Raw genomic sequence first — 11,415 nt, forward strand, 5'->3', positions numbered from 1 at the left:
AGAGCCGGACCGGGAGCACTCCGACCGGGAGCGCTCCCACCATCCGTGCAGGCAGCGCCCCTGCACACCGCCTCCTGCCGCCGTCCCGGCCGGAATTCCCTCCCACGAACCCTGACGCAAGGTCTTGTCAGGGACATGGAGCACTCCTACAGTCCCCACCGAGGCGAGTGATGGGAGCGCTCCCATCAGTGGGGAGTTGGGAGCGCTCCCGCACTCGCGCTCGCACGCACCCCACCCCACGCACCCCACCCTCATCCCTCAGAGAGGCTCCCCGCCATGAGACCGTCATCGCGTCAGAGCCGGATCGTGCGCGGGCTCTTCGGAGCGCTGCTCACCGCCCTCGCCCTCGTCGCCTCCCTGGTGACCGCGGCGGCACCGGCCCAGGCCGACACCACGATCTGCGAGCAGTTCGGCAGCACGACGATCCAGGGGCGTTACGTCGTCCAGAACAACCGCTGGGGCACCAGTGCCACCCAGTGCGTGACCGCCACCGACACCGGCTTCCGGGTCACCCAGGCCGACGGCTCGGTGCCGACGAACGGGGCGCCGAAGTCGTACCCGTCGGTCTTCAACGGCTGCCACTACACGAACTGTTCGCCGGGCACCAACCTCCCCGCCCGGCTCGACACCGTCTCCGAGGCGCCGTCCAGCATCTCGTACGGCTATGTCGGCAACGCCGTCTACAACGCCTCGTACGACATCTGGCTGGACCCGACGCCCCGGACCGACGGCGTGAACCAGACGGAGATCATGATCTGGTTCAACCGGGTCGGCCCGATCCAGCCCATCGGCTCCCCGGTCGCCACGGCCACGGTGGGCGGACGGACCTGGGAGGTGTGGACCGGCAGCAACGGCTCCAACGACGTGATCTCCTTCGTCGCCCCGTCGGCGATCAGCAGCTGGAGCTTCGACGTCATGGACTTCGTCGACCAGGCGGTCGCCCGCGGCATGGCGGAGCGGGACTGGTACCTGACGAGCGTTCAGGCCGGGTTCGAGCCGTGGCAGAACGGCGCCGGGCTGGCGGTGAACTCCTTCTCCTCCGCCGTGCACACCGGTGGCGGCGACCCGGGCGGCCCCGGTGAGCCCGGCGACCCGGACACCGCCTGCCAGGTCTCGTACGCCACCAACGTCTGGCAGGGCGGCTTCACCGCCGACGTGACCGTCAGGAACACCGGTTCCGCCGCCGTCGACGGCTGGACGCTCGGGTTCACCCTGCCCTCCGGGCAGCGCGTGACCAACGCCTGGAACACGACCCTGTCCGGATCGACCGGTGCCGTGACGGCCACCCCCGTGGCCCACAACGCGCGGATCGCGGCCGGCGGCACCCAGGCCTTCGGCTTCCAGGGCACCTACACCGGCACCTTCGCCGGCCCGGCCGGCTTCACCCTCAACGGCACCCCCTGCACGACCGGCACCGCCTAGCGCCCTCCTTCCCCCACGCCCCCTCGCCCGTCCGGTCGGACCGCCTCCCCGGGCGGGCGGGGGTTCCAGCGCAACCCGCCCACGTCATGGCTGTTCCCTTCGCAGGAGAAATCCGACAGGAGATCCCATGGTTCGACGCAGCAGACTCCTCTCCCTGGCGGCGGTGCTGGCCACCCTGCTCGGCGCGCTCGGCCTGAGCGTCCTCGGGCAGGGCAAGGCCGAGGCGCACGGCGTCGCGATGATGCCCGGCTCGCGCACCTACCTGTGTCAGCTGGACGCCATCACCGGCACCGGCGCACTGGACCCGACCAACCCCGCCTGCCGCAACGCGCTGAACCAGAGCGGTGCGACGGCGCTGTACAACTGGTTCGCCGTACTCGACTCCAACGCCGGCGGCCGGGGCCCCGGCTATGTGCCGGACGGCACCCTGTGCAGCGCCGGCGACCGCTCCCCCTACGACTTCTCCGCCTACAACGCGCCCCGCTCCGACTGGCCGCGGACCCATCTGACCTCCGGGTCGACGATCAAGGTGCGGTACAGCAACTGGGCCGCGCATCCCGGCGACTTCCGGGTCTACCTCTCCAAGCCCGGCTACTCGCCCACCTCGGAACTGGGCTGGGACGACCTGGAGCTGATCCAGACCGTCACCGACCCGCCCCAGCAGGGCGGGCCGGGGAGCGACGCCGGCCACTACTACTGGGACCTGGCCCTGCCCTCCGGCCGCAGCGGTGACGCGGTGCTGTTCATCCAGTGGGTGCGCTCCGACAGCCAGGAGAACTTCTTCTCCTGCTCCGACATCGTCTTCGACGGCGGCAACGGCGAGGTGACCGGCATCCGCGGTTCGGGCGGCACCCCCAGCCCGGACCCGACCCCGGACCCGACGGAGCCCGACCCCACGGACCCGCCGCACACCGGCTCCTGCATGGCGGTCTACAACGTCGTCAACTCCTGGAACGGTGGCTTCCAGGGCTCCGTCGAGGTCATGAACCACTCGACCGAACCGCGCAACGGCTGGGCGGTGCAGTGGAAACCGGGCGACGGGACCAGGATCAGCAGCGTCTGGAACGGCTCGCTGACCAGCGGGTCCGACGGCACCGTCACCGTACGGAACGTGGACCACAACCGGGTCATCGCCCCGGACGGCACCACGACCTTCGGGTTCACGGCCACGTCCACGGGCAACGACTTCCCGGTGGGGACGATCGGCTGCGTCACCCCGTGACCCGCGTGCCGACAGGGTGAAGGGAAGCGCCGTGCCGTCCGTGCACGGCGCTTCCGCCGCCCGGCGCACCTCACGTGCCGGTTACAAGTCGCTCAACCTCTGGTTGCAGGGCGGTGATCGGGCGACGATGGGGGCATGACACTGGCTCAGCGCGCGCTGCAGCGGCTGGCGGCGTGGTCCGACCTCACCACCGGGCCGGCCGGCTGCGGCACCGGGCAGGCGCTCCGCTCCGCGGGCGGCGAGATCGCCCATTTCCACACCGACCGCGACGTGGACCTGCACCTCACCCGTCGGATCATCCAGCGCTTCCACTACGACCTGGGCGGTTCCAGCGCGATCCACCTGGTGCCCGGCTCCCGCTGGGTGACCGTGCACCTGGACTGCGAGGCCGATGTCGACCTGCTGCTGAGCCTGGTGAGCGTCGCGCTCAAGGAGCATCAGGCGCCGCCCGCCGCCGACGCAGCCTCGGGCTGCAACTTCCACCGTGTCACAGTGCTGACCCGCGACGGCGCGCCGGAGGAGTGACCCACGGCGGCGGCGCCCCGCTCCGCCCGGGGCGCCGCCCCCGCGCACGCCCGTGCAACGCTCTCGCAACCTTCTCCGTGCTGGCATGGACCGCATGGAGGACACCTACGAGGAGACGCCCAGGGTCGAGCTGACCCCCGCGGCGGCCGAGCTGCTGCGGCGGCTGCGCGCGGCGCACGGTCCGCTGATGTTCCACCAGTCCGGCGGCTGCTGCGACGGCAGCGCCCCCATGTGCTACCCGGCGGGCGAGTTCCGCACGGGCTCCTCCGACGTCCTGCTCGCGGAGCTGGACGTCGACGGCGTGCCCGAGCCGGTGACCTTCTGGATGTCGCGCAGCCAGTACGAGGTGTGGAGCCACACCCGCCTCATCGTGGACGTCGTCGAGGGACGGGGCAGCGGATTCTCGCTGGAGGCACCCGAGGGGGTGCGTTTCCTCATCCGTTCCCGGCTCGTCGGCGCGTAGCCCTGCCCCGGGCCGCCTCCGTCTGGTCCACTGCCCGGTGGTCGCGGGATCGTCGACGAGACATCAGGGGTGTGCGTGGCGGCACGGCACAGATCGGTACTGGCGTTCCTCACGGCACTCGCCGCACTGGCCGGCGCGGCCCTGACGGGGGCGGCACCGGCCGGCGCCGTGCAGCGGGCCGTCCGTGTGGCGCCGGGCGTGACGTACGAGGACTTCGACGTCCGGGCGGCGGCCGGGGTCACGCACGTGCACCTGCTGCGCGTCGACCTGAGCGACCCGCACGTCCGCCTCGGGCTGCTGCATCCGGGAGCGGTGGCCGCGCGGGCCCCGGTCTCCCGTCTGGCCGACGCGCAGGGCGCCGTCGCGGGCGTCAACGGCGACTTCTTCAACATCACGGAGACCCAGCACCCGGGCGTGGCGGCGACCGGGGCGAGCGTGGGCCCGGCGGTCGCGGACGGCCGGGCGCTGAAGGCGGCGGTGCCGGACGGCCAGCGCTTCGGCCCGGCTCTGCCGCCCGGCACGAGCACCGAGGACGTCGTCGGCGTCGGCAGCGACGGGCGGGCCCGGCTGGGGCGGCTCTCCCTCGACGGCTCCGTCGTCACCGAGGACGCGGTGCTGCCGCTGGGCGGGCTGAACCAGTACGCGCTCGCGGTGGGCTCCGTCGGGGCGTTCACCGGCGACTGGGGCGAGGCCTCCCGGGTGCGCGCCACCTGCGGCACGGACACCGACCGGGCCGCCCCGTGCAGCACCGACACCTACGAGGTGACGGTCCGCGCCGGGCGGGTGGTGTCCGTCTCCGACACCCCCGGCACCGGGCCGATCCCCCCGGACACCGTCGTGCTGGTCGGCCGGGAGGCGGGGGCCCAGCAGTTGCGCAAGGTGTCGGCGGGCGAGGCCGTGCGGGTGACCCACCGGCTGACGGCCCCGGCGTCGCAGCCGCCGTACCGGTTCGCGGTCGGCGGCTATCCGGTCCTCACCGGCGGGCGGCCGCTGCCGGGCCTGGACGCGCGCGTGTCCGCGGTGCGCACCGCGGTCGGCGTGGCGGGCGGCGGGCGGCGGGTGCTGCTGCTGGCCGTCGACGGCTCGCCCGCGTACCGCACGGGGCTGACCGTCGCCGAGGTCGCCGACGTGATGCGGTCGGTGGGCTCGGTGGACGCGTTCAGCCTGGACGGCGGCGGGTCGTCGACGCTGGTCGCCCGGGAGCCGGGGGCGTCCGGCGTGTCGGTGCGCAACCGTCCGAGCGGCGGCGTCGAGCGCGCCGTCCCGAACGGCATCGGGGTCTTCACGGCACCGTGACCCGTGCGGGCGGCGCCCGGTCAGGGGGTGAGGCTGCCGACGATGTCCGCCGTCGCCGTGAGGCCGCTCTGGATGGTCGGGGCGATGCTGGTGCTGGCCAGGTAGAAGCCGAGCAGCATGCAGACCAGTGCGTGCGAGAACTTCAGCCCGCCGTTGCGCAGGAAGATCACCGCCAGGATCGCCAGCAACAGCACCACAGAGATGGAAATGGCCATCGTCAACCTCCTCCGCCACGCCGCCACGTCCGGTTCGCGGCGTTCGGCCGCAAGTGTGGCGTAGCGGAGGGTTGGTCCGGGCGGCCGACATGTCCTCCGAACGTGTGGTGTCCCGCCGTCGGCGCTACCCGGCGCGGTGGGCGTCGAGGAACGCCTCCAGCCCGGCGAGGTCGTCGGTGTTGAGGTGGTCGACCCCGGCGGCGAGCAGTTCGGTCCACACCGCGTCGCGGGCGGGGCCGGGCAGGTCGGGGGTGGCCCAGAAGCGGACGCGCTGTCCGCGGGCGTGCGCGGCGCCGACGATGCCGTGCAGCGTGCGGCGTTCGGCGTCCGGGAAGGGGCCCACGCCCTGCCAGGTGAAGGTGCGTGTCCAGTTGTCGCTGACGAGCGGCATGAAGGAGGCCGGGGCCGGGCCGCGGAGGTCGGTGAGCCGGCCGTCGTAGAAGGCCCGGCGTACCCGCTGGGCCTCCATCGGCGCGCGGGCCGCGCGGTCGCCGGAGATCACGGCGGTGACGGCGCCGGGGACGACCCGGCCGTTGACGCAGCGGGTGAAGAGGTGGCGGTAGCGGCGCAGGTGCCGGTCGAGTTCGAGGTAGGTCGAGGCTCCCTCGGTCTTGAGGTCGACGAGGAGTTGCAGGGGGCGGCGGTGGCCGCGGTAGACGGAGCCGTGGTGGGCGCGGACGCGGGCGGCGAGCGGGTCGAGGTAGAGGGACTCCAGGGTGCGGGACGGGTCGAGGTCCTCGGGGTCGTGGGCGACGAGGAGTTGGTCGCCGACGAGGAAGACGTCGGCCTCGACGCTGCCGAAGCGGTGGTCGAGGGCGTCGAGGAGGGGCCGGGGGTGCTCGTAGTCGTTGTGGGCGTGGGCGCGCCACAACGGGCGCGGGCGGTGGGTCCGGTCGCCGGCCAGCGCGGTGCCGGCGGGCAGGGCGACCGTGGCCGCGAGTGCGGCGCCGAGGGTGGTGAGGGCTCTGCGGCGGGTGGTGAGGGCCATGCTCTGCCTCCCAGGTGGGCCGGGCGGGACCCGTGGGGCGCCGCACGGTCGGGCGGGGTTCGGGACTGGGGAGAGTATGCGGTCCCTGTGGGCCCAAGCAGCAGTGCCGTGCGGGGAGTTGGCCGGAGTGCCGCTGTCCGTTCACTTGGGAGGCGGTGCGCACACGAAAAGCCCACCCGGGGGCCGGGTGGGCTTCGCGCGGGGTGCGGCCGGTCGTCCGTCAGGGGGCTCGCAGGTCGACCAGTTCGGCCAGTGCGGCACGGTGGGCGCCCGCCGTGCCGTGGGCGATCGAGTCGGCCTTGGCCCGCTTCAGGTACAGGTGGACAGGGTGTTCCCAGGTCATGCCGATGCCGCCGTGCAGTTGCAGCGCCTCCTCGGCGGCGCGGACGGCGACCGGCGCCGCGTAGGCCTGGGCGACGGCCACGGCCACGTCGGTGTCCTGCCCGCTCGCCAGGGCGTCGGCGGCGTTGCGGGCGGCGGCGCGGAGGTGGACGACCTCCAGCCACAGCTGGGCGAGCCGGTGCTTGAGCGCCTGGAAGCCGCCGACGGGCCGGTTGAACTGCTTGCGCTCCTTCAGGTAGCGCACGGTCTCGGTCAGCGACCAGTCGGCCAGGCCGAGTTGTTCGGAGGCGAGGAGTCCGGCACCGGCGCGCAGGGCGCGTCGTACGGCGGGACCGGCGTCGCCGAGCCGCTGCCCCGGCGCCCCGTCGAGGGTGACCTCGGCCAGCGGGCGGGTGAGGTCCAGGGAGGACTGCGGGGTCACGGTGGCGGCGTCCGCGGCGACCGCGTACAGCCCTCCGTCGTCCCCGGGCACGAGCAGGACGTCGGCGACGGCGGCGTCGGCGACGCCGGTGAGCGTCCCGTGCAGCGCGCCGTCCCGGACCCGGGCGGTGGCGAAGTCCGCGCCCGGCACGGTGTGCAGGCCGACGGCGAGGGCGGCGATGCGCCGCCCCGACGCCAGCTCGGCGAGCAGGTCGCCGGCCGCCTCGCAGGCCAGCAGCGCCTCGGTGGCGACGACGGCGCTGCTGAGGTACGGCACGGGCGCAACGGCCCGGCCCAGTTCCTCCAGCACGACGGCGGCCTCGCGGTGGGTGGCGCCCTGGCCGCCGCGCTCCTCGGGGACCAGCAGTCCGGCCAGGCCCATGCCGTCGGTGAGCTTCTTCCACAGGGAGAGGTCGTGCGGGGCGTCCGACTCGATGCGCGCGATCACGCCCGAGGCGTCGCAGTGGTCGGTGAGCAGGTCCCGGACGGCGGCGCGCAGCGCCTCCTCCTCCTCGGTGTACAGAAGATCCGGCTGTGCACTCATCGGGCGAGGTCCTTCCAGGCGACGTCCTTGTCGGTGCGCGGCTCGGAGGGCAGTCCGAGGACGCGCTCGGCGACGATGTTCAGCAGGACCTCGCTGGTCCCGCCCTCGATGCTGTTGCCCTTGGAGCGCAGGTAGCGGTAGCCGGCGTCGCGGCCGGTGAAGTCCACCAGCTCGGGGCGGCGCATGGTCCAGTCGTCGTACAGCAGGCCCTCGGCGCCGCGGAGTTCCACCTCCAGCCCGCTGATCTCCTGGTTCAGCCGGGCGAACGCCAGCTTCATGCCGGCGCCCTCGGGGCCGGGGTGGCCGGCCACGAGCTGCTGGCGCAGCCGCTCGCCGGTGAGCCGTGCGACCTCGGCCTCCACCCACAGCGTCAGCAGCTTCTGGTGCAGGTCGTGGGTGCGCAGTCCGGGGCGTTCGCGCCAGGTCCTCGCGGCGGGGCCGATCATGCCGCCCTCGCGGGGCAGCCGCATGCCGCCGATGGCCACGCGCTCGTTGTTCAGGGTGGTCTGGGCGACCCGCCAGCCGTCGCCGACCTCGCCGAGCCGCCGGGAGTCGGGGATGCGGACGCCGGTGAGGAAGACCTCGTTGAACTCGGCCTCGCCGGTGATCTGGCGCAGCGGCCGGACCTCGACGCCCGGGTCGGTCATGTCGCAGACGAAGTAGGTGATACCGCGGTGCTTGGGCACGTCCGGGTCGGTCCGGGCGATGAGGATGGCCCAGCGGGCCAGGTGCGCGCTGGACGTCCACACCTTCTGCCCGTCGACGACCCAGGTGTCGCCGTCGCGCACGGCGCGGGTGCCGAGCGCGGCGAGGTCGGAGCCGGCGCCGGGCTCGCTGAACAGCTGGCACCACACCTCCTCCCCGGTCCACAGGGGGCGCAGGTAGCGGCGCTTCTGCTCCTCGGTTCCGTACTGGAGGACGGTCGGCGCGGCCATGCCGAGGCCGATGCCGATGCGCCGGGGGTCGTTGTCGGGGGCGCCGGCGGCGGCGAGTTCGGCGTCGACGACGGGCTGGAGGGAGCGGGGGGCGCCGAGCCCGCCGAGTCCCTCGGGGAAGTGGACCCAGGCCAGTCCGGCGTCGAAGCGGGCCCGGAGGAAGTCCAGGCGGTCGGTGGTGGCCGGTGGGTGGCCGGACAGCAGTTCCCGTGTGCGCCGGCGGAGTTCTGCGGCGTCGGTCGCGCGGTGCGTGCCGGTCATGCGGCGGCTCCCTTCTCCAGGACGACGGCGACCCGGCCGGTGGTGAGTCCGTCGGCGACCCGCTGCACGGCGGCGGGGGCCTCCGGGAGCGGCACGCGCTCGCTGACCAGCGGCAGAATCGCGCCCCGTGCGGCCAGTTCGGTGAGCTGCTCGTGGCACTGCCGCACCAGCGCGGGGTTCTTGGTGTTGTACAGGCCCCAGTGCAGGCCGAGGATCGAGTAGTTCTTCACCAGGGCGTGGTTCAGGGCGGGGCTGGGGATCGTGCCGCTGGCGAAGCCGACGACCACGATCCGGCCCTCGAAGGCGACGGCCTTGGCGGACTGGGCGTAGGCGGCGCCGCCCACCGGGTCGTAGATCACGTCGGCGCCGCGTCCGCCGGTGGCCTCCTTCACGGCCGCGACGACGTCCTCGCCCTTGCGGTCGACGACCACGTCGCAGCCCAGCTCCCGGGCGACGGCGGCCTTGTCGGCGCCGCCGACGACACCGATGACGGTGGCGCCGGCGGCCTTGCCGAGCTGCACGGCCGCGCTGCCGACCCCTCCGGCGGCGGCGTGGACGAGCAGCGTCTCCCCGGCCTCCAGCCGGGCCCGGCGGTGCAGGCCGAACCAGCCGGTCTGGTAGCCGATGTGCAGGGCGGCGGCCTGCGCGTCGTCGAGGGCGTCCGGCGCGGGCAGCAGCGCGCCGGCGTCGGCGACGGCGTACTCGGCGAAGCCGCCGTGGGGCAGCGCCGGGGTGGCGATCACCCGCCGGCCGTCCTCGGTCTCGCCGCAGATCTCCACGCCCGGGGTGAACGGCAGCGGGGGCCTGACCTGGTACTGCCCGCGGCAGAGCAGGGCGTCGGGGAAGTTGATGTTCGCGGCGCGGACCCTCAGCAGGACCTGGCCGTCGCCGGGCGTCGGCGGCGCCACGTCCGCGAGGCGCATCACCTCGCCCGGCTCGCCGTTCTCGTGCACCTGCCATGCCTGCATGCGGGGCCTCCACCGACTGCGTCGTCCGACCGGGTCCACCGCATACTAAGCGGTCGCTTGCCATGAAGGGAACAGGTTCCCGGGGGTCGGCTGCGTCACGAGCGGGCGGCGGGCCGCGCCCGTACGTGCATCCGCTCGCCCTGCGGCCCGAAGAGGCTGAGGAACTCGGCCGGCCCCTCCCCCGTCGACCCGAACCAGTGCGGCACCCGGGTGTCGAACTCGGCGGCCTCGCCGGCCGTGAGCACCACGTCGTGCTCACCCAGGACCAGCCGCAGCCTGCCGGAGAGGACGTAGAGCCACTCGTACCCCTCGTGGGTGCGCGGCTCGGGCTGCTCCGTGCTCTGCGGGACCACCACCTTGAACGCCTGGAGCCCGCCGGGCTGGCGGGTGAGCGGCCAGTAGGTGCGGCCGTGACGCGTGACCGGCTTGGCGCGCACCCGGGGATCACCCACCGGCGGGGCACCGACCAGCTCGTCCAGCGGCACCTGGTGGGCCTGGGCGATCGGCAGCAGCAGCTCCAGGCTCGGCTTGCGCAGCCCGGACTCCAGGCGCGAGAGGGTGCTCACCGAGATGCCGGTCGACTCGGAGAGGGCCGCGAGAGTGACCTCCCGCTCCTTCCTGACCTGCCGCAGCCGGGGGCCCACACCCGCGAGAACATCGTCCGTCGTCATACGGATATTGCAGAACCGGCAAACACATTTGTCAATCCCGGGAGTCCTGAGCGACCTTTTCCGTGGAGGTGGTCACCATGACCGACAAGCCCCGGAGCGGGAGCGAGAACAGCGCGAGCAGCGAGCACACGGAGCGGTACGACGTGGTCGTGGTCGGGGGCGGTGCGGCCGGGCTGTCCGCCGGTCTGGTCCTGGGCCGGGCGCGGCGGCGCACGCTGGTCGTCGACGCGGGGGAACCGCGCAACGCGCCCTCGTCGAACATGCAGGGCTATCTGACCCGGGACGGGATGTCGCCGGCGGAATTCCTGGCGCTGGGCCGGGAGGAGATCGCCGGGTACGGCGTCGAACTGGTCCGCGACCGGGCGGTGGACGTCGCCCAGGACGACGGCTTCGTGGTGGAGCTGGCTTCCGGGCGGACCGCGCGGGCCCGGCGGCTGGTCGTCACCACCGGGCTGAAGGACGAACTGCCCGCGGTGCCGGGCGTCGCCGAGCGGTTCGGCCGGGACGTGCTGCACTGCCCGTTCTGCCACGGCTGGGAGGTGCGCGACGAGGCCTTCGGCGTGCTCGCGACCAGCCCGATGAGCGTGCACCAGGCGCTGATGGTCTCCGGGTGGTCGAAAGACGTGACGCTGTTCCTGCACACGGTCGCCGAGGCGGAGCTGTCCGACCAGGACCTGCGCCGGCTGGCCGCGGCCGGGGTGAAGGTGGTGCCCGGCGAGGCGGCCGAGGTGGTGGTCGAGGACGACCGGGTCACCGGCGTCCGGCTGAAGGACGGGTCGGTGCACGGGCGGTCGGTGGTGTTCGTGGCGCCGCGCGCGGTGCCGCGGACCGGACTGCTTCAGCGGCTGGGCGCCGAGCTGAACGACACCCCGGTCGGCGCCTACCCGGTCGTGGATGCGACGGGCCTGACCACGGTGCCCGGCGTGTGGGCGGCGGGCAACGCGATCGGCTTCGCCGAGCAGGTCGTCCACGCGGCCAGCGGCGGCTACCGCGCGGCTTCCGCGATCGTCGGCGACCTGATCATGTCGGACCTGGACGCCGCCCTGAAGGACTGACCGCCCGTCCAGTGACCGGCCGGCACCGTCCCGCCCCGGCACGAGAACGGACCCCGCACCAGCCCTTCGGGGCCGGGACCCCGCGCCG

The 11,415-nt window shown here is 73.8% G+C and carries 12 protein-coding genes; 6 read left to right on the forward strand and 6 right to left on the reverse strand.

What is annotated here, in order from left to right:
- Positions 1–276: 276 nt before the first annotated feature.
- From ACZ45Q_RS19720 to ACZ45Q_RS19740, 5 genes are all read left to right on the forward strand, one after another.
- Positions 277–1,422 (forward strand): glycoside hydrolase family 12 protein, encoded by a 1,146-nt coding sequence (locus tag ACZ45Q_RS19720; RefSeq protein ID WP_468262722.1) that lies wholly within the window; start codon positions 277–279, stop codon positions 1,420–1,422.
- A 127-nt stretch (positions 1,423–1,549) separates the two neighbouring features.
- Entirely contained in the window at positions 1,550–2,644 is a 1,095-nt protein-coding gene (locus ACZ45Q_RS19725; RefSeq protein ID WP_468262725.1) for a lytic polysaccharide monooxygenase auxiliary activity family 9 protein, read from the forward strand.
- Positions 2,645–2,779: 135 nt separating this feature from the next.
- Positions 2,780–3,169 (forward strand): luciferase domain-containing protein, encoded by a 390-nt coding sequence (locus ACZ45Q_RS19730; RefSeq protein WP_468262727.1) that lies wholly within the window; start codon positions 2,780–2,782, stop codon positions 3,167–3,169.
- Between the two features lie 94 nt (positions 3,170–3,263).
- Complete coding sequence (locus tag ACZ45Q_RS19735) at positions 3,264–3,632, forward strand: DUF779 domain-containing protein (RefSeq protein WP_468263249.1); 369 nt, start codon at positions 3,264–3,266, stop codon at positions 3,630–3,632.
- Positions 3,633–3,707: 75 nt separating this feature from the next.
- Complete coding sequence (locus ACZ45Q_RS19740) at positions 3,708–4,928, forward strand: phosphodiester glycosidase family protein (protein ID WP_468262729.1); 1,221 nt, start codon at positions 3,708–3,710, stop codon at positions 4,926–4,928.
- 20 nt (positions 4,929–4,948) lie between these two features.
- On the opposite strand, the gene ACZ45Q_RS19745 is transcribed toward ACZ45Q_RS19740, so the two are convergent.
- From ACZ45Q_RS19745 to ACZ45Q_RS19770, 6 genes are all read right to left on the reverse strand, one after another.
- A complete protein-coding gene (locus ACZ45Q_RS19745; RefSeq protein WP_468262732.1) occupies positions 4,949–5,143 on the reverse strand; it encodes a hypothetical protein in 195 nt (64 codons plus the stop codon).
- 124 nt (positions 5,144–5,267) lie between these two features.
- Positions 5,268–6,131: a phosphatidylinositol-specific phospholipase C/glycerophosphodiester phosphodiesterase family protein gene (locus ACZ45Q_RS19750; protein WP_468262734.1), complete on the reverse strand. Its 864-nt coding sequence runs from the start codon at positions 6,129–6,131 to the stop codon at positions 5,268–5,270.
- A gap of 220 nt (positions 6,132–6,351) precedes the next feature.
- Positions 6,352–7,437, reverse strand: coding sequence for an acyl-CoA dehydrogenase family protein (locus ACZ45Q_RS19755; RefSeq protein WP_468262737.1), 1,086 nt, complete (start codon positions 7,435–7,437; stop codon positions 6,352–6,354).
- Complete coding sequence (locus ACZ45Q_RS19760) at positions 7,434–8,633, reverse strand: acyl-CoA dehydrogenase family protein (protein ID WP_468262740.1); 1,200 nt, start codon at positions 8,631–8,633, stop codon at positions 7,434–7,436. Before ACZ45Q_RS19760 ends, ACZ45Q_RS19755 begins: the two co-directional genes overlap by 4 nt.
- Positions 8,630–9,601 carry an NADPH:quinone oxidoreductase family protein gene (locus ACZ45Q_RS19765; RefSeq protein WP_468262743.1) on the reverse strand — a complete coding sequence of 324 codons (972 nt, stop codon included), beginning with the start codon at positions 9,599–9,601 and terminating at the stop codon, positions 8,630–8,632. Before ACZ45Q_RS19765 ends, ACZ45Q_RS19760 begins: the two co-directional genes overlap by 4 nt.
- A 95-nt stretch (positions 9,602–9,696) precedes the next feature.
- Positions 9,697–10,272, reverse strand: coding sequence for a helix-turn-helix domain-containing protein (locus ACZ45Q_RS19770; protein WP_468262746.1), 576 nt, complete (start codon positions 10,270–10,272; stop codon positions 9,697–9,699).
- Between the two features lie 77 nt (positions 10,273–10,349).
- On the opposite strand from ACZ45Q_RS19770, the gene ACZ45Q_RS19775 reads away from it, so the two are divergent.
- A complete protein-coding gene (locus ACZ45Q_RS19775) occupies positions 10,350–11,327 on the forward strand; it encodes an NAD(P)/FAD-dependent oxidoreductase (protein WP_468262749.1) in 978 nt (325 codons plus the stop codon).
- Positions 11,328–11,415: the final 88 nt, after the last annotated feature.

The sequence above is a fragment of the Streptomyces sp. NPDC031049 genome, from assembly GCF_055571015.1.

Bases quoted from the DNA above. Each gene is read 5' to 3' on its own strand.
- ACZ45Q_RS19765 (WP_468262743.1), bottom strand. From the start codon at position 9,601: ATGCAGGCATGGCAGGTGCACGAGAACGGCGAGCCGGGCGAGGTGATG.
- ACZ45Q_RS19730 (WP_468262727.1), top strand. From the start codon at position 2,780: ATGACACTGGCTCAGCGCGCGCTGCAGCGGCTGGCGGCGTGGTCCGAC.
- ACZ45Q_RS19760 (WP_468262740.1), bottom strand. From the start codon at position 8,633: ATGACCGGCACGCACCGCGCGACCGACGCCGCAGAACTCCGCCGGCGC.
- ACZ45Q_RS19745 (WP_468262732.1), bottom strand. From the start codon at position 5,143: ATGGCCATTTCCATCTCTGTGGTGCTGTTGCTGGCGATCCTGGCGGTG.
- ACZ45Q_RS19720 (WP_468262722.1), top strand. From the start codon at position 277: ATGAGACCGTCATCGCGTCAGAGCCGGATCGTGCGCGGGCTCTTCGGA.
- ACZ45Q_RS19725 (WP_468262725.1), top strand. From the start codon at position 1,550: ATGGTTCGACGCAGCAGACTCCTCTCCCTGGCGGCGGTGCTGGCCACC.
- ACZ45Q_RS19775 (WP_468262749.1), top strand. From the start codon at position 10,350: ATGACCGACAAGCCCCGGAGCGGGAGCGAGAACAGCGCGAGCAGCGAG.
- ACZ45Q_RS19770 (WP_468262746.1), bottom strand. From the start codon at position 10,272: ATGACGACGGACGATGTTCTCGCGGGTGTGGGCCCCCGGCTGCGGCAG.
- ACZ45Q_RS19735 (WP_468263249.1), top strand. From the start codon at position 3,264: ATGGAGGACACCTACGAGGAGACGCCCAGGGTCGAGCTGACCCCCGCG.
- ACZ45Q_RS19755 (WP_468262737.1), bottom strand. From the start codon at position 7,437: ATGAGTGCACAGCCGGATCTTCTGTACACCGAGGAGGAGGAGGCGCTG.
- ACZ45Q_RS19750 (WP_468262734.1), bottom strand. From the start codon at position 6,131: ATGGCCCTCACCACCCGCCGCAGAGCCCTCACCACCCTCGGCGCCGCA.